Origin of the sequence: Reyranella sp. (assembly GCF_965228225.1) — a bacterium.
GTDB lineage: Bacteria > Pseudomonadota > Alphaproteobacteria > Reyranellales > Reyranellaceae > Reyranella.
In genome coordinates this window covers 5519909-5541341 of the sequence record NZ_OZ245801.1, presented here as the reverse complement: position 1 = coordinate 5541341, position 21433 = coordinate 5519909, and the positions used below count along the sequence as shown (strand labels likewise).

Genomic DNA, 21433 nt, shown 5'->3' with positions numbered 1-21433 from the left:
GTCTCCCTTGCGCTCGCCCCGACTTTAGCCAAACAGGTCCGTCCATAGTAGGTTAGACCCATGTCCCTTCCTCGTCTCGCGCTCGCCGTGATCGGCGACGAAATCGGCCCCTCCCTCGACGAAATGATCTCGTTCTGCGGCGAGCACGACGTGCGGCGCCTCGACATGCGCACGGTCGATGGCCGGAACCTGCTCGGCATGTCGCTCGAGGAAGGCGGCCGCATCGCCCGCAAGATCGAGGCCGCAGGGCTCAGCGTGCCGACCTTCGTCTCGCCGCTCCTCAAGTGGCCGGCACCCGGCAAGCAAAGCGCCGACGGCAAGGTCGACTTCGCCTTCGATCCGACCGACTGCCCCGCCGACGACCCGTTGGTGCATGCCTTCGACATGGCCACGGTGCTGGGCGCCGAACGGATTCGCGTGTTCAGCCATCTGCGCTATCGCGGCTACAAGCCGGCCGATCTGATCGGGCGGTTCGAGCGCCTGGCCGATCTCAGCCTCACCTATTCCGTGACCGTCGAAATCGAGAACGAGCCGGCCTGCAACATCGGCTCACTTGCCGAACTCGCCGATTTCTTCACCGAACTGCAGGAAGCCCTGGAGTCCAATCCATTGTCCGGCCAGTTGCGGCCGCTGGTCGACATCGGCAATGCCTGGGCCATGGGCGCGCCGCCGACCGACGCCGAGATCGCCGTACTGGCGCCGCTGGTCGACCTCATCCATCTCAAGGATCGCGACCTGGCGGCCAAGCGCACCGTGCCCCTGGGCGACGGCGACGTTCCGTGGGCCCAGGAACTCACGCGGCTGCTGACCGGGGTGAGCAAAGCCCCCAATCCGGTCAAACAGATTCACGCCAGCATCGAGACGCACTGCCCGCAGGATGGACGCAATGCGACGGCACGCTCCGTCGCCGCCCTCCGCCGCATCGCGTCGGAGATCGGCGTCGAGGTCGTTTAGCGTCAACACCGACCCCTCCCTTCGAGACGCACGCCTTTGGCGGGCTCCTCAGAGTCTGGCCGGAAATGGATTGAATCGATTCAAGCACTTACCTCCCTGAGGAGCGCCGCGAAGCGGCGCGTCTCGAAGGATGGGCAACAGGCAAGGTGCGCGTTCCCACCCTTCGAGACACATCGCTGCGCGATGTTCCTCAGGGTGAGGTTATTGGGGCTGTTCATAAACCCTTGTTTGAGCTGCATTCATTTCCGGCCAGCCTCTCAGGATGAGGTGTTGGTTACGGTCGATTCAAAATCTTGAATTCAAGCCGGCGTGATGACGAAGCCGGCGCGGGGGAAGTGAACCACCACCTCGCCGACCTGCTCGTCGTGGCGCCTGATCGAGACGCGGTCGCTCGTAAGTCCAACCAGCACGCCGCTCACCGGCACCTTGCCGGTATCGTCGGGCGTGACGCTGATCGTCTGGCCGGCCTTCAGGCCGCTGGGATCGTTGCTATCGATGGTCGTCGCCTCGGGGGTCGCGGCTTGCGCGATCGCGATCGCATCGGCAGCGGCGATCTCCGTCGGGCTTCCGCTGCCGACCGCCTTCAGGCGCTCGGACCAGGCCGTCAGGAGCGGCAGGCGGTCGAACGGCGGCACCGGCTTTCCGCCGCCCAACCGCTCCTTGATGAACCAGACGGGATTGTAGAGGGCGCAATCGGCGAGGCACGGCGCGTCACCCAGCAGATAGGGCCGGCCATCGGCGAGCATCTGCTCGGCGATGACGAGCTGGGCGTAGGTCTGCTGCAGCGCCATCGGCGCGGCGGCCTTGAGCGCGGCCGCGTCGAAGGAACGGCCCGAGAAAGCGCTGCGATCCTTGAGGAAGGCCTCCGGCAGCTTGTCGCCCAGCGCGCCCATGACGACGCCGACGGCCGCCCAGAAGATGTTGCGGTCGATCCACATGGCGAGCGCCCGCGCCTCGCCTTCCCTGCCCTTGGGCAGCAGCGGCGGTGTCGGCGCGCGCTTCTCGATCTCCAGCATGATCAACTGCGTGTCGCAGTAGATGTCGGCGCCGACCTGCATCACAGGCGTCTTGCGATAGCCGCCGGTCAGCGGCATCAGGTCGGGCTTGGGCAGCATGTTGGGGATCACGACCGACTTCCACGCCGCCTCCTTGAGGCCGAAGGCGATGCGCACCTTTTCCGAGAAGGGCGAATTCGGATAGTGGTGCAGGATCATGTCGCTCATGAGCGCAGCGCCGCGATGTTGGCGGCGTAGCGGTCGGGCCCGCCGGAGAAAACGGCGGTGCCGGCGACCAGCACGTCCGCACCGGCCTGGATGCAGCGCTTCGCCGTCTCGACATTGACGCCGCCATCGACCTCGAGGTCGATGGGCTTGCCCAGGGCGTCGATGGCCTTGCGCAGGGCGGCGATCTTGGCGAGCTGGCTCTCGATGAAGGCCTGTCCGCCAAATCCCGGATTGACGCTCATCACCAGCACGAGATCGAGATCGCCCAGCACGTGTTCGATGGCGCTGAGCGGCGTCGCCGGATTGAGCACGACGCCGGCCTTGCGGCCGAGACTCTTGATGAGCTGGATCGTGCGATGGACGTGAGGACCGGCCTCGGGATGGAAGGAAATCACGTCGGCGCCGGCCTCGACATAGGCGGGCACCAGCGGATCGACCGGCGAGATCATGAGGTGGACGTCGAAGGGCTGCTTGCTGTGCTTGCGCAGCGCCTTCACCACCATCGGGCCGATCGTGAGGTTGGGCACGAAATGCCCGTCCATCACGTCGACATGGATCCAGTCGGCACCGGCTTCGGTGATCGCCTCGACCTCGCGGCCGAGCGCGGCGAAATCCGCCGACAGGATGGAGGGGGCGATGCGGACGGGCTGTTGCGCCATGGAAGCCCTCAGGTGCCGGGACGGGTCGGGGCTTCCCAGCCCTTGCGCCGGAAGGGGTTGGCCGGGAAGGAGCCCAGCATCTTCAATTCGTCGGAGAAGAAGCCCAGCTCTTCGAGCGCCAGCAGCACGTTGCGCTGCTCGGGATGGCCCTCGACCTCGGCATAGAACAGCGCCTGTTCGAAGCGGGCGCCGGACAGGTAGCTTTCCAGCTTCACCATGTTGACCCCGTTGGTCGCGAACCCGCCCAGCGCCTTGTAGAGCGCCGCCGGCCGGCTCTTCACCCGGAACAGGAAGGCGGTCATGCACTGCACGGTGCGCCAGTCGGGATGGGCCTCCTCACGCGAGAAGACCAGCATGCGCGTCGTGTTGTGGTCGGCATCCTCGATGTTCTTGGCCAGGACCTTGAGATCGTAGATGCGGGCGGCGAGCGAGGAGGCGATGGCGCCGACGCTGGCATCGCCGATCTCGGCGATCTCCCGCGCCGCGCCGGCGGTATCGGCATGCACCACCGGCTGCAGCTTGTTCTTCTTCAGGAAGTTGCGGCACTGGGCCAGCGCCTGGACATGGCTCTTGACCGTCCGGATGGACTTCAGCGAAGCCCCCGGCAGGGCCACCAGGCAGTGCTCGACCCGCTGGAAGTGCTCGGCCACGATCTTCAGCTTGGTGTGCGGCAGCAGGCTGTGCAGGTCCGCGACGCGGCCGGCGATCGAATTTTCGACCGGGATGATGGCCAGCTCCGCCTTGCCGGCCTGGACGGCGCCCATCGCGGCGTCGAAGGTCGGACACGGCAGGGTCGTCATGTACGGAAAGGCCGCCCGGCAGGCCATGTCGGAATTGGCGCCGGGCTCGCCCTGGAAGGCGATGATGTTGCTGGCAGCGGCGCTGGCCCCCTGCCTTGCGCCCCGCCGTTCCGCCCGTCCCTTGGCCATCTGCCGCACTCCCCGCCTCACTTTTTGACGCCCACCGATAGGCGAAAAACCTCGTAATATCCGGCACTTGCGACGTTCCGCCGCGCGATCCGCCTGACGCGATGGAATACTACTGGCGGCCGTGCGGGCATGCTACAGCAGCGTCCGTAGAATTCGCCGCTTCGGGATTTGACATGGCCAGTTTCAACACGATCGCAGGCTGCGTTTTGGCTTCCGCCCTCTTCGCGATGGTGGTCGGCAAGGTCTCCAATGCCGTCGTGCATCCGCACAAGCTCGACAAGCCGGCCCTTGCCGTCTCTGACGAGGCGCCGACGCAGACGGCCGCCGCACCGGCGGGCATCGAGATTCCGCCGATCGGCCCGAAGCTCGCCGGCGCCAACGTCGATGCCGGCAAGGCCCTCTTCCAGAAGCAGTGCTTCTCCTGCCACACGGTCGACAAGGGCGGCGCCAACAAGGTCGGTCCGAACCTGTGGGGTGTCGTTGACCGTCCGAAGGCAAGCCATGCCGGCTTCTCCTACTCCTCGGCGCTGACCGCCAAGGGTGGCAACTGGACCTACGAGGATATCGACCACATGATCTTCAAGCCGACCGCCTATGTGCGCGGCACGAAGATGGCGTTCGCCGGCCTTCCCAAGGAACAGGATCGCGCCGACATGATCGCGTACCTGCGCACGATGGCCGATACGCCGGCACCGCTGCCCTAGGTGGTTCCGTCCGATCTCGTCGCGCTGGCCCATCGGCTGGCCGACGCCGCCCGGCCGATCGCGGCCCGCTATTTCCGCACCGGCGTCACGGTCGACGACAAGTCCGACCTGAGCCCCGTCACCATCGCCGACCGCGAAGCCGAGACGGCGATGCGCGACTTGCTGACCCGCGAAGTCCCTGACCATGGCGTGTTCGGCGAGGAGCATGGCGCGATCCGCACCGACGCCGATTATGTCTGGGTGCTCGATCCGATCGACGGCACCAAGGCCTTCATCACCGGCCTGCCGCTGTTCGGCACGCTGATCGGCCTGTTCCACAAGGGCAAGCCGGTACTCGGCATCATCGACCAGCCGATCCTGCAGGAACGCTGGCTGGGCGTCGAAGGCGAGCGCTCGACCCTGAACGGCAAGCCGATCTCGGTGCGCGCCTGCGCGAGCCTCGCCAACGCCTACATGTATTCGACGGCGCCCGGCATGTTTGCCGACGGCTACGCCCGGCCGCATCAGGCGCTCACCGAGAAGGTGAAGCTCTTCCGCTGGGGCGGCGACTGTTACGCCTACGGCCTCCTGGCGGCGGGCCATGTCGACCTCGTCGTCGAAGCCGACCTCAAACTCTACGACTATGCCGCCCTCATTCCGGTCATCACGGGAGCCGGCGGCACCATCACCGACTGGAAGGGCAACGCCCTCGACATGCATTCCGACGGCGCCGTCGTCGCTGCCGGCGACCCCGCGGTTCACCGCGCCGCGCTGGACATCCTCTCCGCATAGGTCGCGCGGTCGACGTCGTACCAGACGATGTCGGTGAAGCCCTTGTAGTCGACTCGCTTGCGGTAGGTGAGACCGATCCGCTCCATCACCGAGCGCGATGCGCGGTTCTCCTCCAGGGTGATCGCGAAGATCGAGTCGAGTTCCAGCGTCTCGAACCCGTAGACGAGCGCCGCGCGCGCCGCTTCGGTCGCATAGCCCTGGCCCCAGGCGTCGGGGTGCAGCGACCACAGCACCTCGACACCGTCGAACTGCTCGATGAAATTCAGACCGGCATGGCCGATCAGCCTGCCCTCGCAGAACACGCCCCACGGAGCGAGGCGGCGCTGCTCCCACGATGCGGCGAAGCGCTCGATCGCGGCATGGGCTGCCGCCACGAGATCGCCTTCCTGCGCCTTGCCCGGTGCCGGCGGCAGCCACCGGGCCACCTCGGGATGGAAGCGCATGGCCGCATAATCTTCGGCGTCGGCGGGCAGCAGGGGCCTGAGCGAGAGCCGCTCGGTCGTCACGATCGTCATGGCGATGCACTTTACACAACTTTACCGGCGCGAGATGGGCGCGAAACCGGGACCCTCCATCTTGGCTTCACGGGGACAGCACCCGAACCAGATGGAGACAGACATGACGAACCTCAGCATCAAGACGGCACTGGCGGCCCTCCTCGCGGGCAGCCTCGCGGCGACCGCCGGCATGCCGGCCTTTGCCCGGGCGGACGGCGGGTCGGTCGACCCGGCCAAGTTCCAGGAGCGCATCGAGAAGCGCGTCGACAAGGCGCTGAACGGCACCGACGCGACGCAAGACCAGAAGAAGCAGGTCGTCGGCATCCTCAAGGCTGCCTTTGCCGACATGAAGCCCCTGCACGCCCAGCGCGCCGAGAACCGTGCCGCGATGCGCGCAGCGCTCGAGGCCCCGACCATCGACCCGGCGAAGATCGAGCAGATCCGCGTCGAACAGATGAAGATCGCGGACGACAGCTCCAAGCGCTTCACCAAGGCGCTCACCGACGCCGGCAACGTGCTGAACGCCAACCAGCGCCAGGCCTTCTTCAAGACCTGGGGTGAGCACATGCACGGCCCGAAGAAGGGCTGAGCGGCAAGGGTTGACGAAAGATGACATCGGGGGCGCGCCGGTCCGATACTGAGCCAATGGCCGAGCGCATCCTGATGATCGACGACGACGACCGCCTCGCCGGGATGGTTTCGGACTATCTCGGCGGGGCGGGCTTTCGCGTGACGGTGGCCAATACCGGACGCGACGGCGAGGCGCAGCTGAAGCGTGAGACCTTCGACGCGGTCATCCTCGACCTGATGCTGCCCGACGCCGACGGACTCGATCTCTGCCGCCGCCTGCGCGGCACCAGCGACGTGCCGATCCTGATGCTGACGGCGCGCGGCGAACCGATGGACCGGGTGGTCGGCCTCGAGCTGGGCGCCGACGACTATCTCGCCAAGCCTTTCGAGCCGCGCGAGCTGCAGGCCCGCCTGCGCGCCATCCTGCGCCGCAAGGGCAGCGCCGCGCCGAAGTCCGACGTGCTGCGATTCGGCCGGCTCGAGATCGACAAGGGCGCACGGGTCGTGCGGGTCGACGGCGAGGAGCGCCCCATCACTTCCTACCAGTTCGCGCTGCTGCTGGCGCTGGCCGAACGGGCCGGCCGCGTCCTGTCACGCGACGCGCTGATGGACGTGCTGAAGGGCGAGAAGCTCGAAGCCTTCGATCGCTCGGTCGACGTCCATGTCAGCCGCATCCGCGCCGCCATCGAGGACGATCCCAAGAAGCCGCGCCGCATCCTCACCCTGCGCGGCACCGGCTACGTCTTCGCCAAGGACCAGGATCGCTAGACCGTGCAGCGCCTCTATCTGCAGTTCTACGTCACCATTCTGATCGTGCTGGCGGTGTTCGTCGGCGCGGCGGTGCTGCTGTGGCGGGTGGCCGACGACGACAATCGCACGCCGCAATATCTGGACGTCGCAGCCGAACTGACCGGCGCGCTGCTGCCGGATGCGACGGCGCCGCGGCCCGACCAGCAGCGCGCGATCGAGGGGCTGCAGCGCAAGCTGCGCTTCGACATCGCGCTCTACGAACCCGACGGCGACATGATCGCGATGGCGGGCAAGCCGCCGCCGCGCTTCGAGCCCAAACGGGCACGCACCGGATGGCGGCGCGGACCGGGCGGGCCGAACTTCGTTCTGCAGTTGCCGGACGGACGCTGGCTGGTGGCGCGCCAGGTGCGCGAGCGACCCAACCCGATCTTCTGGATCGCCGCGGCGCTCGGACTGGTGGCCATCGCCGTCGCCGTCGGGGCCTTCCCCGTGGTGCGCGGCCTCGGCCGGCGCCTGGAGCGGCTGAAGGCCGGCGTCGACCGGCTGGGCGGCGGCGATCTCGGCGCGCGTGTGAAGGTCGAGGGGCGCGACGAGCTGGCGGCCCTGGCCGCGAGCTTCAACCGCTCGGCCGAGCGCATCGAGGCGCTGGTGGCGGCCCACCGGCTGCTGCTGGCCAATGCCAGCCACGAGCTGCGCACGCCGCTCACGCGCATCTCGGTGGCCGCCTCCCTGCTGGGCGACTCCGCCGATCCCCGGACGCGCGAATCGCTGAAACGCGATGTGGCCGAGCTCGACGAACTCATCGAGCAGATCCTGCTGGCGAGCCGGCTCGAAGCCGTCCCCGAGCTGGAACAGCGCGAGCCGGTCGACCTGCTGGCGCTGGCGGCCGAGGAAGCCTCGCATTACGACGTCGAGGCGGACGGCGAGCCGGTCACCGTCTCCGGCGACCGCACCCTGCTGCGCCGCCTGGTGCGCAACCTCGTCGAGAACGCGCAACGCTACGGCGGCGGCACACCGATCGAGGTTTCCGTGAATCGCGAAGCCGGCCGCGCCGTACTCGACGTCATCGACCACGGCCCCGGCGTGCCCGAGGCCGAGAGGCAACGCATCTTCGAGCCCTTCTACCGCCTGGCTGGCGGTGCTGAAACCGGCCGCGGCAGCGGCCTCGGCCTCGCCCTGGTCCTCGACATTGCCCGCCGCCACGGCGGCGACGCGGTTTGCCTTGCGGCAGAGGGCGGCGGCAGCCGCTTCCGGGTCGACCTGCCGGCCGCGTAAACTCCTCCGACAAACGGAGGAAACGACCCCATGGATTTCAACATTCCCGCGGACATCGCGGCCTATCTGGTCGAGCTCGACGAGTTCATCGAGCGCGAGATCCGGCCGCTGGAGCGCGAGAACGACAATATCCGCTTCTTCGACCACCGCCGCGAACATGCCCGCACCGACTGGGACAATGACGGCCAGCCGCGGCACGAGTGGGAGGAGCTGCTGGCCGAAATGAAGCGGCGCGCCGACAGAGCCGGTCACCTGCGCTTCGGCCTGCCGAAGGCGCTGGGCGGCAAGGACGGTTCCAACCTCGCCATGGCGATCATCCGCGAGCATCTGGCCCACAAGGGTCTCGGCCTGCACAACGACCTGCAGAACGAGAGCTCGATCGTCGGCAACTTCCCGGTGGCCCTGCTGCTGCATCGCTTCGGCACGCAGGAGCAGAAGGACCGCTATATCGAGGGCATGTTCAAGGGCACCGAGCGCATCGGCTTCGGCCTCACCGAGCCGCTGCACGGCTCCGACGCCACCTTCATGGAGACCACCGCGACGAAGCAGGGCTCCGACTGGGTGATCAACGGCATGAAGCGGTTCAACACCGGCATGCACACGGCCACGGTCGATCTCGTCTTCGCGCGCACGTCCGGCAAAGCCGGCGACGCGCGCGGCATCTCGGCCTTCCTGGTGCCGGTGAAGACCCCCGGCTTCAAGATCGAATACATGTGGTGGACGTTCAACATGCCGTCCGACCATGCCGAGGTGTCGCTGACGAACGTCACCGTGCCGGGCTCGACCATGCTGGGCGAGGAGGGCCGCGGCCTCGACGTGGCGCAGACCTTCGTGCACGAGAACCGCATCCGCCAGGCCGCCTCGAGCCTCGGCGCGGCGCAATACTGCATCGACCTGTCGGTGGCCTATGCGAAGAACCGCAAGGTGTTCGGCAAGGCGCTGGCCACCAACCAGGCGATCCAGTTCCCGCTGGCGGAGCTGCATACCGAGGCCGAGATGACGCGCGGGCTGGTGCGCAAGACCGCCTGGCATCTCGACCGCGAGCATCACATGAACGTCAGCGAATGGGTCGCGATGTCGAACTACCGCGCCAACCGCCTGGTCTGCGACGCCGCCGACCGCGCGATGCAGGTGCATGGCGGCATCGGCTATTCGCGCCACACCCCGTTCGAGCACATCTACCGCCACCACCGCCGCTACCGCATCACCGAGGGCTCGGAGGAGATCCAGATCCGCCGCGTCGCCGGCGCCCTGTTCGGCTTCTGGGGCGCGCAGAAGACGTCGACGGCGGCGAAGTCCTGATCGCTCCTCCCCCGTCATAAAGGGGGAGAGGTGGCCTGCAAGGCCGGAGGGGGAAGGCTACAGTCGAAGCGTCTGTCGGTTTAAGAGAGCAGAAGATGTTCGACGAGCGCGCGCGTTGCCTACCCCCTCCCTGGCCCTCCCCCGTATGACGGGGGCGGGGACCAAGGAACGCCGCTACACCGGCGACCTCATGGCGTTCGGCGCGGCCATGCTGATGGGATCGAGCTATCCCTTCGCCAAGGACGTGCTGCAGGTCATGAGCCCGCTGCTCAACAGCGCCTCGCGCTACCTGGTCGCCAGTCTCTTCCTGTTCGCCGCGATGAGGCTGATGCACCGGCGGCTCGGGCTGGCGCGGCGCGACTGGCTGCCGCTGTTCCTGCTGTCGCTGATCGGCGTCACGTTCTTCCAGGCCTGTTGGGGCCTCGCGATGTCGCGAACCGCGCCGAGCGTCGGCTCGATTCTCATGACCACCACCACCGCCTTCTCCGCGATCCTCGCCTGGTTTGGCGGGCGGCGGCTGCCGGGGCTGGGCTGGGCCGGCATCGGGCTGGCCTTCGCAGGCGTCGTGCTGGTGGTGAACAACAGCCTCACGGCCGTCACGCTGTCGTTCGGCAGCCTCGACGGCACCCTGCTCTGGATGCTCTCGGCGTTCGCCTGGGCCCTCTATGTCGAGCGCTGCGCGCCCTACAATCAACGCCTGGGCGCACTCCCGGTCATGGCCTGGACGACCCTGTTCGGCTCGCTGGTGCTGCTGCCGATATCCCTCGCTTTCGGTTCGCTCGGAGAATTCGCCAGGCTCGACGACCGGCTGCTGGGCTTCTGGCTCTACACCGCCATCTTCCCGGTGGGCGTTGCCTTCCTCGGCCTGACCGCAGCGCTCGACCGGCTCGGGGTCAGCCGGGTCATGGTCTACATGTACCTGATTCCAGTTGCCGGGGTGGGCCTGTCGGCCGCCTTCTTCGGCGATCCGCTGACCCTGGCCCGCGTGCTGGGCGGGCTGGTCGTGCTGGCCGGCGTCATTCTGACGCGTGTGGCGCTCGACCGGGCCGCCCGCGTTCCTGTATGAACCTCCCCATGGCCACGACCCAGCCCTCACTGACGACGCCCGGAAGCGGCGGACGCCGCGCGTCCGTGGACCGTGCGACCAAGGAAACCCGCATCTCCGCCGCCATCAACCTGGACGGCACCGGCCAGTACGACATCAAGACCGGGATCGGCTTCCTCGACCACATGCTGGAGCAGCTCTCGCGCCACAGCCTGATCGACATCACGCTGCGGGCCGAGGGCGACCTGCACATCGACTATCACCACACGACGGAAGACACCGGCATCGTGCTGGGCGAATGCCTGTCGAAGGCGCTGGGCGACCGCAAGGGCATCCGCCGCTACGGCAGCGCCACCATCCCGATGGACGAGACGCTGACCCAGGTGGCGCTCGACGTGTCGAACCGGCCGTACCTGATCTGGAAGGTGAACTTCACCCGCGACAAGCTGGGCACCATGGACACCGAGCTCTTCAAGGAATGGTTCCAGGCCTTCGCCCAGCTGGGCGGCCTGACCCTGCACGTGTGGAACCACTACGGCGAGAACAACCACCACATCGTCGAGACCTGCTTCAAGGGCATCGCCCGGGCGCTGCGCGTGGCGGTCGAGATCGACCCGCGCCAGACGACGGCCGTGCCCAGCACCAAAGGCGTGCTTTAGGCTCGAACATGACCGTCGCCCCATGACTGTTGCGATCGTCGATTACGGGTCGGGCAACCTGCGCTCCGCCGCCAAGGCCTTCGAGCGCGCGGCGCGCGAGGCGGGCACGGACGAGCGCGTGCTGGTGACCTCGTCGCCGGCCGAGGTCGCCGCCGCCGACCGTATCGTGCTGCCGGGTGTCGGCGCCTTCGCCGACTGCCGCGCCGGCCTCTACGGCGTGCCGGGCATGGTCGACACGCTGCAGCGCGAGGTGATCGAGCGCGGCAAACCCTTCCTCGGCATCTGCGTCGGCATGCAGCTCATGGCGACGCGCGGCGTCGAGTACGGCATCCACGCCGGTCTCGACTGGATTGCCGGAGACGTGGTGCGCATAGAACCCGGCAAGGACCATCTCAAGATCCCGCACATGGGCTGGAACGAGCTGACGGACCTGAGGCCGCATGCCCTGCTCGAGGGCATCGTACCGCGCGCCCACGCCTACTTCGTGCATTCCTACCAGCTCGCGGCCAGCAAGCCCGAGACGGTGCTGGCCCTGACCGACTATGGCGGACCGATCACCGCGATCGTCGGCCGCGACAATCTTGCGGGGACGCAGTTCCATCCCGAGAAGAGCCAGGCGACGGGATTGCGGCTGATCGCCAACTTCCTCCGCTGGAAGCCCTGAGCGCCAAGCCGGAATCATCGACGCATGTCCCTCGGGCCTTTCGACGCGCTGTTCCACTCCCTTCAGGGGCTCGCCAAGGGCAACCTCCACCTCGCCGGCCTCTACGTCCTGCTGCTGCTGATGGGTTCGCTCGAAATCGGCGTCCAGCTCGGCAAGTTCCTCGCGCGCCGTCACCCTCCCACCGACGGCCAGAAATCATCGGTCAATTTCGCGACGGCGGGCATGATGGGCTTGCTGGCCTTCCTGCTGGGGGTCTCGCTTTCCATGGCCTCCGACCGCTACCAGCAGCGCCGCGATTCCGTCCTGGCCGAGGCCAATGCCATAGGAACGGCCTGGCTGCGTGCGACGGTGTCGACCGGCGCGGAGGGCGAGGCAATGCAGCGCCTGCTGCGCGAGTATACCGAGACGCGCATCGCCGTGGTCCGAGGCAGTTCCGATGCGGCGGAAGTCGATCGGCTCAACCAGCGGACCAACAGCATCCAGAACGAACTTTGGCAGCTGGCGCGCACTGTCGCCGAGCGCTCGCCGACGCCGATCTCCGGCTTGCTGCTCTCCTCGCTCAACGACATGATCGACCTGTCGCTGACCAACCGGCGCAACTTCACCAGCCATGTGCCGCCCTACATCCTGCGGCTTCTGCTGACCGTCTCGATCTTCGCCGTGGGCGCCGTGGGTTACGGGTTCGGCCTGGTCGGCAGCCGCCAGCCGGGACTCTCGGTGCTGCTGCTCGGCGTCTGGACGCTCGCCATCGTGCTGATCATCGACATCGACCGACCGCAGAGCGGCGAGGTTCGCATAGACCCCGCCCCGCTCGTCTGGACACTGCAGGGCTTCGGGCCGACCAAGTGATCACAGCCAGCTGAGCTCCCGGCGCTGCTTCGCCTCGAAGGCCTTGATGTCGCTGTCGTAGCTCAAGGTCAGGGTGACCTCGTCGGCGCCCTTCAGCAGACAATCCTTGCGGAAGGAATCGATCTCGAAGCGGTCGGTCTTGCCGTCGGGGCCCACCACGGTCTGGTTCGCGAGGTCGATCCTGATCCGGGCACCCGGCGAGGCACGCAGCAGCGCCCGCAGTTCGGCCACCCGTGCCGCCTCGAGGCGGATCGGCAGGGCGCCGTTCTGGAAGCAGTTGTTGAAGAAGATGTCGCCGAAGCTCGGCGCGATGAACGCCCGCAGCCCGTTGTCGACCATCACCGTGACGGCATTCTCGCGCGAGGAGCCGCACGCGAAGTTGCGCTCGGCCACGACGATCCTCGCGCCGGCAAAGGCCGGCATGTTGGTGACGAAGTCCGGCCGCGGCGTCTTGTCCGGTGCATAGCGCAGGTCATGGAACAGAGCGCCGATCTGCATGTCGCGCGGCTTGCCGAGAAACCGCGCCGGAATGATCTGGTCGGTGTCGAGGTTCGGCTGGTCGATCGGGATCGCGACGGCGTCGAGCGTGGTGAAGGCTTCCATGACGATGTCTCCCTCAGGCCAGCTTGCGGACGTCGGCGAAATGGCCGGAGACGGCGGCGGCCACCGCCATCGCCGGGCTGAGCAGATGCGTCCGCACCCCCGGTCCCTGTCGGCCGATGAAGTTGCGGTTCGAAGTCGAGGCGATGCGCTGCTGCGGCTTGCCGGTGTCGCCGTTCATACCGACGCACATCGAGCAGCCGGGCTCCCGCCATTCGAAGCCGGCCTCGACGAAGATCTTGTCCAGCCCCTCCGCCTCCGCCTGCTTCTTCACCAGGCCGGATCCCGCGACCACCCAGGACGGGATCACGACCTTGCGGCCCTTGGCGACCTTGGCGGCGTCGCGGAGGTCCTCGATCCGGCTGTTGGTGCAGGAGCCGATGAACACGCGATCGACCGGCACCTGCTCGAGCGGCGTGCCCGGCACCAGGCCCATATAGTCGAGCGCCCGCGTCATGCTGTCCTTCTTTGCGGCGTCGGGCGCCGTCGAGGGCTCGGGAATGCGGCCGGTGATCGACAGCGCATCTTCGGGGCTGGTGCCCCAGGTCACCATTGGCGCGATCGACGCCGCGTCGAGGCTGACCTCGCGGTCGAAGCTGGCGCCCTCGTCGCTCGGGACGGTGCGCCAGAAGGCGACCGCCTTGTCCCATTCGGCCGCCTTGGGTGCGAAGGGACGACCCTGAAGATAGGCGATCGTCGTGTCGTCGGGTGCCACCATGCCGGCCTTGCCGCCGGCCTCGATCGACATGTTGCAGACCGTGAGCCGGCCTTCGATCGACAGGCCGCGGATCGCGCTGCCGGCATATTCGATGACATGGCCGACCGCGCCGGCGGTGCCGATCCTGGCGATGATGGCCAGGATGACATCCTTGCCGGTAATGCCCGCGCCCAAGGTGCCGTCGACGCTGATGCGCATCGCCTTGGGCTTGCGCTGCCACAGGCATTGCGTGGCCATGACGTGCGCCACCTCGGACGAGCCGATGCCGAAGGCCAGCGCGCCCAGCGCGCCGTGGGTCGAGGTGTGGGAATCGCCGCAGACCAGCGTGAGACCCGGCTGGGTGACGCCCTGCTCGGGACCGACGACATGGGCGATGCCCTGGCGCTCGTCGCCGAGATCGAACAGCGTGACGCCGCTCTCCGCCGTGTTGGTGCGGATCTGTTCGACCAGTTTGCGATGATGCGGATCGGCGATATCCTCGATCGCACGGCTGTCGCTGCGGACATAATGATCGGGCGTCGCGAAGCCGCGATCGGGCCGACGCAGCTTCATGTTGCGCTCGCGCAGCTTGGCGAAGCCCGCGGCCGACCCGTCATGCATCAGGTGACGGTCAATATAGAGCAGCGTGTAGCCGTCGTCGCGATCGACGACGACGTGACGCTGCCAGATCTTCTCGAACATCGTGCGCGCGGCGGCCATGCACTTCCTCCGTGAAAGTCGTACGAGCGTGATTACTCGGCAGCGGCCTTGACCGGGTCGCGGAACGCGGTGCGCCGCTCGTCCCATTCCGCAGCGCCAAAGCGCGCGAAGGTCCTGCCGGGCGAGCCGGTGACCGGCGGGAACTTGCCCTGCTTCAGGTCGCCCAGCAGCCGGTCGCAGGTCTGGATGATGCCGCCCAGCAGCAGGCCGGGGACGATGGCGATGGCGTAGCCCATGCGTTCGGCGACATCGAGATCGATCTCCGGCGTCTTGCCGCCGCGCACCACGTTCAACAGGCACGGGCCGTTGACCCGCTTCGGCACCGCCTCGATCTCGGCCATGGTCTGCGGCGCCTCGACGAAGGCCACGTCCGCGCCGTTGGCCAGCGCCGCATTGGCGCGCTCGATCGCCTCGTCGAGGCCTGCGACGGCGCGCGAGTCGGTGCGCGCGATGATGCAGAAGTCCTTCGACTTGCGGGCGGCCGAGGCGGCACGGATCTTGGCGATGAAATCCTCGCGGCTCACCAGCTCCTTGTTGTCGAGATGGCCGCACTTCTTCGGAAACACCTGATCCTCGATATGGATCGCCGCGACGCCGGCCCGCTCGAACTCCTGCACCGTGCGGAACACGTTCAGTTCGTTGCCGAAGCCGGTGTCGCTGTCGCTGATCAGCGGGATGTCGATCGAATTCGCGATCCGGCTGGCATTGCCGACCATCTCGCTCATGGTGATCAGCCCGTAGTCGGGATAGCCCAGCGTCGCCGAGGTGCCGGCACCGGTCATGTAGGCGGCCGAGAAGCCCGCCTGGGCGATGGCGCGGCCGGTGATGCAGTCGATGGCGCCAGGCGCCACGATCATCTTCCCGGACGACAGCAGTTTGCGGAGATTGGCAGCGTTGGACATGGCTCGTTCCTCTAGCGTTTGCGTTTCGCGGCGGGCGTTGGGGGCTGGGGCGATTTGAGAGTCTCGGGATGCACGGTGAAGCGCAGCTTCAGATGCTCCGGCACGGCCAGCATCTCGACATATTCGACGGCCCGCCCCTTCTGGTCGATCATCAGGCTGCGCAGGTCGATGAGGGCTGCGCCGACCTTGACCCCGAGGCGCGACGCCACCAGCGGCTCGGCCAGCACCGCCGAGACGAGCTGCTCGGCGCCGCAGATATGGGCGTCCGCCCGTCCCAGGAGCTGGAACATCGGGATGCTGTTGAGGTCGGCCCGGGTGAAGGTCCGGCCGAGCGCGGCGGGAACGTAGCTCGTCAGATGCATGACCGGCGTGCCGTCCTGGGAGCGGACGCGCACCGCGCGCTGCACCGGATTCTGGTCGGCATCCCACAGCCGGTCGCGTGCGAAGCCGCGCGCCTCGACGTAGCCGAACTCCAGGACCTCGGCGACGGTCTCCGCGCCATAGGACACGATGTTCTCGATCACCGAGGAGACCGGCATGCGCATCGGCTGGCCGATCTGCGGCCGCACGATCGTGCGCCGCCCGGCGCCGCGTTCGATCAGCCCCGCATCGTGCAGGCTGGCCATCGCGCGCCGCACGGTGATGCGCGACACGCTGAACATGCGCGTGAGCTGTTCCTCGGTCGGCAGCGGCTCGCCCTCGGGATAGCGCCCGGTCGAAATGCCGTCGGCCAGCACCAGATAGATCTGGTGATGCAGCGGCGAGCCCATTTCGCGGGCAACGGCGATCCTGTTCATGACTTCTCGGACGCCTCTCCGCGATGCAGGTGCTTGTCGATCGCCAGAAGCGCAGCATTGGACGCAATGGCGAAGATGGAGATCAGCACCGCGATCGACAGGATCGTCTTCACGTCGTGGAGGTCGATCGCCGTCATCAGCAGGAACCCGAGCCCGCGCTGCGAGGCGAAGAGTTCGCCCAGCATCGTGCCGAGCAGGGTGAGCGAGAAGCCGATGCGCAGGCCCGAGAAGATCTCGGGCAAAGTGGCGGGGACGAGCACGTACCAGCCGGTCTGTGCCGGCGTGAGCCGCATCGCGCGGCCCGCCCGCAGGTAGGTGCGGTTGACGTTGCGCACCGCGTTCATGGTGAAGAGCACGACGGGAATGATCCCGTGCAGGGCGCCGAACGCCACCTTGGCCGGCATGCCGAGCCCGAACAGCAGCAGGATCACCGGATAGAGCGTGATCTTCGGCACCGAGTAGAGGGCGACGAGGATCGGCTCGGCGACCTCGCCGGTGAGCTTGTGTCCGCCCAGCACCACGCCGATCAGCACACCGCCGCCGCAGGCGATGGCCAGCGCCTGCAGGAAGGCGAGGCCCGTCTCCCGCAGATGCGGCAGGAAGCGCGCCTGCCCGATCATCTCCCAGAGATGGGCGAGGGTGGGCGCCGGGGCCGTCACGGCCGAATCGCCCGCGATCTCGTGCAGGACCTGCCAGAGCGCGACCAGCGAGATCGCGACGAGGATGGGGTCGCGCCAGGCGCGCAACGAGAGCAGGCCGCGGCTCATGCCCCGCGCCGGCGCAACATGCGACGCTCCCAGGCGAACACGGCCATGTTGAACAAGGTCACGATGCCCAGCACGAACAGGATCAGCGCGTACATGCGCGGATTGTCGAAATTGTCGTAGGCGAAGGCGATCTCGTGGCCGATGCCGCTGGTCGACAGGATGAACTCGCCGGCGATCACGCCGATGAAGGAATAGGCGACGGCAAGCTTGAGGCCGGACAGGATGTGCGGCGCCGCCGCCGGCAGGCGCACCCGCCAGATCTCCTCGATCAGGGACAGGCGATGGATGCGCGCCGTCTTCAGCAGAACGCGGGGCACGCGGTCGAGGCCCGCCATCGTGGCGAGGATCATCGCGACCATGGCGAACAGGGTCGCCAGCACGATCAGCGGCACCGGCCCCAGGCCGAAGATGACGATCAGCAGCGGGTAGAAGGCGAAGTGCGGGATGGCGTAGTAGGCCGCGAGGAAGGGGCTGAAGGCCCGACGCAGGAACGGCACCCAGTTGAGGATGAAGCCGATCACGAAGCCGCCGACGATGGCGATGCTCATGGCGATCGCCACGGCCGACAGCGTGTGCTGCAAGTGCATGCCGATCTCGTCCGACCGCAGCGTTTCGACCAGCGTCGTCACCATCTTCGACGGAGCGGTCACCATGGTCGGTGCGATCGCACCGGTCCGGCAGGCCAGTTCCAGGGCGCCAACGGCTCCCACCAGCAGCAAGGTGCGGATCCAGCCGGCCTTGCTCATCGCGCCGCCGTCCCCTGCCCCAGGGCGCGCAGCGATTCACCGCGCAGATAGGACCACAGGCGCGAGGTCACCGCGCCGAAATCGGCCCGCTCGGCGAGGCGCGAATCGCGGTCGCGCGGCCAGCCGGTCTCGACGATGTCGAGGAAGCGGCCGGGCCGGGCCGACATCACGCCGATGCGGTCCGACAGGAGATTGGCTTCGTCGAGCGCGTGGGTGATCAGCAGCACCGTGGCCGAGGTCTCACGCCACAACCGCAACAGCTCGTCACCCATCAGCAGACGCGTCTGCTGATCGAGCGCACCGAACGGCTCGTCGAGCAGGATCAGCCGCGGCTGCATGACCAGCGTGCGCGCGATGCAGACGCGCTGGCGCATGCCGCCGGACAGCTGGCTGGGATAGGCCCGCCGGAAATCGCGCAGACCCATGAAGCCGACCGCAAAGTCGACGCGCCGTTTGCTTTCGGCCGCATCGACGCCGGCACGGCGCAGCCCGAAAGCGACATTGTCCTCGACGGTGAGCCAGGGAAAGCTCGCATCCTCCTGGAACACCACCCCGACTCCGTCCGGCACTTCGCCACGGACCGGCCTGCCCTCGAACTCGACCGTGCCGGCCGAGGGAACGGCAAGCCCGGAGAGAACGTCGAGCAGGGTTGACTTTCCGCAGCCGGACGGTCCCACGACGCTGAAGAACTCGCCGGCCCTGAGATCGAACGAAATCGGGCCCAGCGCGTGGACTTCACCATGGCCCGCGCGCGGCGGGTAGACGCGCGTCACGCCCTCGAGACGCGCATGGATCTTGTAGGCGGCCTCGTCCCCGACAGCCGCCAGGCGCGGCGCCCCCGCGATCATTGGGTCTTCGCCGCGGCGGGGGCGAACTGCGGGTCCGTCGCCGCCTTCCAGTCGACCGGCAGCTGCAGCGCGCCGACCGATCCGAGCGCATCGGCCATCGACTGCATCAACGGCATCGCGAGTTCGCCCTTGCCCCACCAGGTCGGATTCATCTTCGTGACGTTGGCGATGGCGTTGGTCACGACGTCGAGCGGCAGGTTGTAGGCCTTCGCGACGATCTGCGCGGCCTCCTTGGGATTGGCGTGAAGAAACTCGACGCCTTTGCGACGCGCCTCGATCACGGCCTTCAACTTGGGCCCGTGCTTGGCGATCGCCTCGTCGGTCGCGATGCCGACCGTCTGGGCATAGGCCGGCAGCTTCTCGTCGATCCAGCCCAGCGTCTTGTACTTCATGCCGGCCTTCTCCTTCTGGGAGTAGATCGGCTCGGGAATGATGGCGACGTCGACCTTGTTGTGCTCCAGCGCCGTCAAGCCTGCACCGAAATCGCCGATGGCGACCATCTTCACGTCCGCGGCGGTGATGTCCCAGGACTTCAGCGCGGAGAGCGTGATCGCCTCGCTGACCGATTTCGGCCGCGAATAGACGAAACGCTTGCCCTTGAGGTCGGCCGGCTTGTCGATCGCCTCGCCCGCACGGGTCACCCAGAAGGCGCTGCGGCCATTGGTGCCGCCGCTGATGATCTTGATGTTGAAGCCTTCCTTGATGGCCGCCAGCGCCGCCGGCAGGGCCACCTCGGCGAACAGCGTGTCGCCCGCCATCATGTTGCGGACGCTGGTGCCGCCGCCCTTCGATGTCAGGATGCCGGTGACGTCGACGCCGGCTTCCTTGAAGTAGCCCTTCTCCATCGCGATGGCGTAGGGCACGCCGTAGAGCAGCGAGCCGTAATGGGTCACGACGATGTCGTCGGCGCGCGCCGTCGCAACGGACAGCGTGCCGAGAGCTGCGAACGCGAACGCACGGATGGCGGCCTTGAAAGCCCTCATCGTTCCCTCCCAGGAATGTTTCGGCCGGCGCCTCATGACACCAGCTCTTCTATTGTTATGACATTAGGACATTCGTGCCGAAGCGAGTCAATCCAGCCGCTGCCGCGCCATTCGCTGCGCAGAAAGGTCCGGGGTCGAACCTTCGTCGGAGGGTTCAGCCCGAAGGCAGCGCCGTGGCCGCCGCACCGGAAGGAGCCGCCGAGGGTCGACCCGGTCGGTGGGGATTGCGGGCGGCGGCATCCCACATGAGGCGCGGATCGAACGCCTCGGCAGCGACGATGGTGACGATGACCACGGCACAGAAAGCCAGCGCCCCCATGCCGGGATCGATGGTCACCGCGCGCCCGAACTGCACGAGCGCTCCCAGCAGCGATTCCATGAAGATGTCGACCATCGACCAGCGGCCGATCCAGGCAACGATGAAGTAGAGCCTCGTGCGCTGGCGCAGGAAGACACCCGCGGTTTGCGCCGTCCCGGGCAGCGAGGTGACTGAAATCATGCCGATCAGGCTGATCAGCTTGAACAGCGGCACCAGGACGCTGGCGAAGAAGACCAGAAGGGCCAGCGGATACATCTTCGAAGAGACGAGTTCCTCGACGCCGCCCATGATGGTGCTGGGTGCGCCGGAGCCGAGCTGAATCACCGTCAGCACCGGATAGACGTTGGCCGGGATGTAGAGGACAGCGCCTGCCAGGGCGAGGGAGAGGGTCCGATTGAGGCTGTCGGGCTTGCGCTCGTGAACGCGCGACCCGCAACGGGGGCAACGCCCGTCATGCTCGGCCGGCACGCAGACGAGCTTGCATTCCTCGCACCCGGCCGCGCCCGGCCGGTATTCGAGCGGGGCGAGCGGGGGCATCGGCGCATGGGTCTGGCCGCGGCGCTCGATCTCCTCCCACACCGCCTGTGGATCGAGGGCGAGTTCGGCCCAGACGATCACGACCGTAAGGACGCCCAGCGCATAGACCGCCGGCCCGAGCTGGATCGTGACGAGGTCGCCCAGCTTGGTGTAGGCCACGAACACGCCCAGCAGAAGCACCTCGAGCATCGCCCAGGTGCCCATGCGCCGGGCGATCAGGAAGATGCCGCGCAGATTGGGCGGCATGGTGCGCATGCGCAGGCCGATCAGCACGTAGAGCGTGCCGGCGAACTTGATGAGCGGCGCAAACGCCGTGGTGAAGGAGACGGCCAGCGCCAGGGGCCACAGGCCGTGACGCACCAGCTCGGACGGGCCGGAAAGGATCGTGGTCTCGTGGACGATGCCGGCGGTCGAGACCTTCATCAGCATCGAAAGCCACAGGACGGCGAACAGCACCAGCGAGGCAAAGGTGAGCGCCAGGCAACGGCCCGTCGGGTCGGCGCGGGTGGCCCGGAGCGGCGTGCCGCAGCGCTCGCAGTCGGAGCGCATGTTGGCCGCCATCGCCGGTACGATCTGGAACAGGCCGCAGCCATGACATTCGCGCAGCTGCGGCGGCGTCACCAGGGGCCCGGGGTCGCGCGGCACGGCGAAGGCCCGCAGCATGGC

At 67.5% G+C, this 21433-nt stretch carries 24 protein-coding genes; 11 read left to right on the top strand and 13 right to left on the bottom strand.

Translation table 11 applies throughout. The annotated features are described in order from the left end of the window. Positions 1 to 60: 60 nt before the first annotated feature. Positions 61 to 954, top strand: a complete 894-nt coding sequence (locus ACO07K_RS26825) for a sugar phosphate isomerase/epimerase family protein (protein WP_422033370.1) — start codon at positions 61 to 63, stop codon at positions 952 to 954. A 299-nt stretch (positions 955 to 1253) separates the two neighbouring features. On the opposite strand, the gene ACO07K_RS26820 is transcribed toward ACO07K_RS26825, so the two are convergent. From ACO07K_RS26820 to ACO07K_RS26810, 3 genes are read right to left on the bottom strand one after another with little or no spacing between them, the layout of a single operon-like run. Next, a complete protein-coding gene (locus ACO07K_RS26820) occupies positions 1254 to 2177 on the bottom strand; it encodes a glutathione S-transferase family protein (protein WP_422033368.1) in 924 nt (307 codons plus the stop codon). Next, the gene (rpe, locus tag ACO07K_RS26815; protein ID WP_422033366.1) at positions 2174 to 2836 is read right to left on the bottom strand and encodes a ribulose-phosphate 3-epimerase; all 663 of its coding nucleotides are present in this window, start codon (positions 2834 to 2836) and stop codon (positions 2174 to 2176) included. Before rpe ends, ACO07K_RS26820 begins: the two co-directional genes overlap by 4 nt. Before the next feature lie 8 nt (positions 2837 to 2844). Next, positions 2845 to 3765, bottom strand: coding sequence for a prephenate dehydratase (locus ACO07K_RS26810; RefSeq protein WP_422033364.1), 921 nt, complete (start codon positions 3763 to 3765; stop codon positions 2845 to 2847). Between the two features lie 173 nt (positions 3766 to 3938). Between ACO07K_RS26810 and ACO07K_RS26805 the strand changes: the two genes are divergently transcribed. Both ACO07K_RS26805 and hisN read left to right on the top strand, forming a co-directional pair. Next, entirely contained in the window at positions 3939 to 4469 is a 531-nt protein-coding gene (locus ACO07K_RS26805) for a c-type cytochrome (protein ID WP_422033362.1), read from the top strand. After that, positions 4470 to 5240: a histidinol-phosphatase gene (gene hisN / locus ACO07K_RS26800; RefSeq protein ID WP_422033360.1), complete on the top strand. Its 771-nt coding sequence runs from the start codon at positions 4470 to 4472 to the stop codon at positions 5238 to 5240. It abuts the gene before it with no gap. Here hisN and ACO07K_RS26795 read toward each other — a convergent pair. Continuing rightward, positions 5207 to 5755, bottom strand: a complete 549-nt coding sequence (locus ACO07K_RS26795; protein ID WP_422033358.1) for a GNAT family N-acetyltransferase — start codon at positions 5753 to 5755, stop codon at positions 5207 to 5209. The two genes, hisN and ACO07K_RS26795, sit on opposite strands and share 34 nt — an antisense overlap. 103 nt (positions 5756 to 5858) lie before the next feature. On the opposite strand from ACO07K_RS26795, the gene ACO07K_RS26790 reads away from it, so the two are divergent. The 8 genes from ACO07K_RS26790 to ACO07K_RS26755 all read left to right on the top strand — a co-directional run bounded on the left by ACO07K_RS26790 (position 5859) and on the right by ACO07K_RS26755 (position 12851). Next, the gene (locus ACO07K_RS26790) at positions 5859 to 6326 is read left to right on the top strand and encodes a Spy/CpxP family protein refolding chaperone (RefSeq protein WP_422033356.1); all 468 of its coding nucleotides are present in this window, start codon (positions 5859 to 5861) and stop codon (positions 6324 to 6326) included. Between the two features lie 56 nt (positions 6327 to 6382). Further along, positions 6383 to 7075, top strand: a complete 693-nt coding sequence (locus ACO07K_RS26785) for a response regulator (RefSeq protein ID WP_422033354.1) — start codon at positions 6383 to 6385, stop codon at positions 7073 to 7075. Positions 7076 to 7078: 3 nt separating this feature from the next. Next, positions 7079 to 8332, top strand: coding sequence for a sensor histidine kinase (locus ACO07K_RS26780; RefSeq protein ID WP_422033352.1), 1254 nt, complete (start codon positions 7079 to 7081; stop codon positions 8330 to 8332). A 30-nt stretch (positions 8333 to 8362) separates the two neighbouring features. Further along, positions 8363 to 9634 (top strand): acyl-CoA dehydrogenase family protein, encoded by a 1272-nt coding sequence (locus tag ACO07K_RS26775; RefSeq protein WP_422033350.1) that lies wholly within the window; start codon positions 8363 to 8365, stop codon positions 9632 to 9634. A gap of 145 nt (positions 9635 to 9779) precedes the next feature. Beyond that, positions 9780 to 10700, top strand: coding sequence for a DMT family transporter (locus ACO07K_RS26770; RefSeq protein WP_422033348.1), 921 nt, complete (start codon positions 9780 to 9782; stop codon positions 10698 to 10700). Between the two features lie 8 nt (positions 10701 to 10708). After that, positions 10709 to 11338 carry an imidazoleglycerol-phosphate dehydratase HisB gene (gene hisB / locus ACO07K_RS26765; protein ID WP_422033346.1) on the top strand — a complete coding sequence of 210 codons (630 nt, stop codon included), beginning with the start codon at positions 10709 to 10711 and terminating at the stop codon, positions 11336 to 11338. 22 nt (positions 11339 to 11360) lie between these two features. Next, entirely contained in the window at positions 11361 to 12002 is a 642-nt protein-coding gene (gene hisH / locus ACO07K_RS26760; protein ID WP_422033344.1) for an imidazole glycerol phosphate synthase subunit HisH, read from the top strand. 24 nt (positions 12003 to 12026) lie between these two features. Then, positions 12027 to 12851 (top strand): hypothetical protein, encoded by an 825-nt coding sequence (locus ACO07K_RS26755; protein WP_422033342.1) that lies wholly within the window; start codon positions 12027 to 12029, stop codon positions 12849 to 12851. On the opposite strand, the gene leuD is transcribed toward ACO07K_RS26755, so the two are convergent. The 9 genes from leuD to ACO07K_RS26710 form a co-directional block, all read right to left on the bottom strand. Next, positions 12852 to 13454: a 3-isopropylmalate dehydratase small subunit gene (gene leuD / locus ACO07K_RS26750; RefSeq protein ID WP_422033340.1), complete on the bottom strand. Its 603-nt coding sequence runs from the start codon at positions 13452 to 13454 to the stop codon at positions 12852 to 12854. A 13-nt stretch (positions 13455 to 13467) separates the two neighbouring features. After that, complete coding sequence (gene leuC / locus ACO07K_RS26745) at positions 13468 to 14868, bottom strand: 3-isopropylmalate dehydratase large subunit (RefSeq protein WP_422033338.1); 1401 nt, start codon at positions 14866 to 14868, stop codon at positions 13468 to 13470. Between the two features lie 32 nt (positions 14869 to 14900). Continuing rightward, positions 14901 to 15770, bottom strand: a complete 870-nt coding sequence (locus tag ACO07K_RS26740) for an isocitrate lyase/PEP mutase family protein (RefSeq protein WP_422033336.1) — start codon at positions 15768 to 15770, stop codon at positions 14901 to 14903. An 11-nt stretch (positions 15771 to 15781) separates the two neighbouring features. After that, the gene (locus ACO07K_RS26735; RefSeq protein ID WP_422033334.1) at positions 15782 to 16567 is read right to left on the bottom strand and encodes a GntR family transcriptional regulator; all 786 of its coding nucleotides are present in this window, start codon (positions 16565 to 16567) and stop codon (positions 15782 to 15784) included. Next, positions 16564 to 17334 carry an ABC transporter permease gene (locus ACO07K_RS26730; protein ID WP_422033332.1) on the bottom strand — a complete coding sequence of 257 codons (771 nt, stop codon included), beginning with the start codon at positions 17332 to 17334 and terminating at the stop codon, positions 16564 to 16566. The genes ACO07K_RS26735 and ACO07K_RS26730 overlap by 4 nt, the downstream gene beginning before the upstream one ends. Then, a complete protein-coding gene (locus tag ACO07K_RS26725) occupies positions 17331 to 18080 on the bottom strand; it encodes an ABC transporter permease (protein WP_422033330.1) in 750 nt (249 codons plus the stop codon). Before ACO07K_RS26725 ends, ACO07K_RS26730 begins: the two co-directional genes overlap by 4 nt. Continuing rightward, positions 18077 to 18928 (bottom strand): ABC transporter ATP-binding protein, encoded by an 852-nt coding sequence (locus tag ACO07K_RS26720; RefSeq protein WP_422033328.1) that lies wholly within the window; start codon positions 18926 to 18928, stop codon positions 18077 to 18079. The genes ACO07K_RS26725 and ACO07K_RS26720 overlap by 4 nt, the downstream gene beginning before the upstream one ends. Next, positions 18925 to 19911 carry an ABC transporter substrate-binding protein gene (locus tag ACO07K_RS26715; protein ID WP_422033326.1) on the bottom strand — a complete coding sequence of 329 codons (987 nt, stop codon included), beginning with the start codon at positions 19909 to 19911 and terminating at the stop codon, positions 18925 to 18927. Before ACO07K_RS26715 ends, ACO07K_RS26720 begins: the two co-directional genes overlap by 4 nt. Positions 19912 to 20065: 154 nt before the next feature. Beyond that, a complete protein-coding gene (locus ACO07K_RS26710) occupies positions 20066 to 21430 on the bottom strand; it encodes a paraquat-inducible protein A (protein ID WP_422033324.1) in 1365 nt (454 codons plus the stop codon). Between the last annotated feature and the right edge of the window lie 3 nt (positions 21431 to 21433).

Bases quoted from the DNA above. Each gene is read 5' to 3' on its own strand.
- ACO07K_RS26825 (WP_422033370.1), top strand. From the start codon at position 61: ATGTCCCTTCCTCGTCTCGCGCTCGCCGTGATCGGCGACGAAATCGGC.
- ACO07K_RS26820 (WP_422033368.1), bottom strand. From the start codon at position 2,177: ATGAGCGACATGATCCTGCACCACTATCCGAATTCGCCCTTCTCGGAA.
- rpe (WP_422033366.1), bottom strand. From the start codon at position 2,836: ATGGCGCAACAGCCCGTCCGCATCGCCCCCTCCATCCTGTCGGCGGAT.
- ACO07K_RS26810 (WP_422033364.1), bottom strand. From the start codon at position 3,765: ATGGCCAAGGGACGGGCGGAACGGCGGGGCGCAAGGCAGGGGGCCAGC.
- ACO07K_RS26805 (WP_422033362.1), top strand. From the start codon at position 3,939: ATGGCCAGTTTCAACACGATCGCAGGCTGCGTTTTGGCTTCCGCCCTC.
- ACO07K_RS26795 (WP_422033358.1), bottom strand. From the start codon at position 5,755: ATGACGATCGTGACGACCGAGCGGCTCTCGCTCAGGCCCCTGCTGCCC.
- ACO07K_RS26790 (WP_422033356.1), top strand. From the start codon at position 5,859: ATGACGAACCTCAGCATCAAGACGGCACTGGCGGCCCTCCTCGCGGGC.
- ACO07K_RS26785 (WP_422033354.1), top strand. From the start codon at position 6,383: ATGGCCGAGCGCATCCTGATGATCGACGACGACGACCGCCTCGCCGGG.
- ACO07K_RS26775 (WP_422033350.1), top strand. From the start codon at position 8,363: ATGGATTTCAACATTCCCGCGGACATCGCGGCCTATCTGGTCGAGCTC.
- ACO07K_RS26770 (WP_422033348.1), top strand. From the start codon at position 9,780: ATGACGGGGGCGGGGACCAAGGAACGCCGCTACACCGGCGACCTCATG.
- hisB (WP_422033346.1), top strand. From the start codon at position 10,709: ATGGCCACGACCCAGCCCTCACTGACGACGCCCGGAAGCGGCGGACGC.
- hisH (WP_422033344.1), top strand. From the start codon at position 11,361: ATGACTGTTGCGATCGTCGATTACGGGTCGGGCAACCTGCGCTCCGCC.
- ACO07K_RS26755 (WP_422033342.1), top strand. From the start codon at position 12,027: ATGTCCCTCGGGCCTTTCGACGCGCTGTTCCACTCCCTTCAGGGGCTC.
- leuD (WP_422033340.1), bottom strand. From the start codon at position 13,454: ATGGAAGCCTTCACCACGCTCGACGCCGTCGCGATCCCGATCGACCAG.
- leuC (WP_422033338.1), bottom strand. From the start codon at position 14,868: ATGGCCGCCGCGCGCACGATGTTCGAGAAGATCTGGCAGCGTCACGTC.
- ACO07K_RS26740 (WP_422033336.1), bottom strand. From the start codon at position 15,770: ATGTCCAACGCTGCCAATCTCCGCAAACTGCTGTCGTCCGGGAAGATG.
- ACO07K_RS26735 (WP_422033334.1), bottom strand. From the start codon at position 16,567: ATGAACAGGATCGCCGTTGCCCGCGAAATGGGCTCGCCGCTGCATCAC.
- ACO07K_RS26730 (WP_422033332.1), bottom strand. From the start codon at position 17,334: ATGAGCCGCGGCCTGCTCTCGTTGCGCGCCTGGCGCGACCCCATCCTC.
- ACO07K_RS26725 (WP_422033330.1), bottom strand. From the start codon at position 18,080: ATGAGCAAGGCCGGCTGGATCCGCACCTTGCTGCTGGTGGGAGCCGTT.
- ACO07K_RS26720 (WP_422033328.1), bottom strand. From the start codon at position 18,928: ATGATCGCGGGGGCGCCGCGCCTGGCGGCTGTCGGGGACGAGGCCGCC.
- ACO07K_RS26715 (WP_422033326.1), bottom strand. From the start codon at position 19,911: ATGAGGGCTTTCAAGGCCGCCATCCGTGCGTTCGCGTTCGCAGCTCTC.
- ACO07K_RS26710 (WP_422033324.1), bottom strand. From the start codon at position 21,430: ATGCTGCGGGCCTTCGCCGTGCCGCGCGACCCCGGGCCCCTGGTGACG.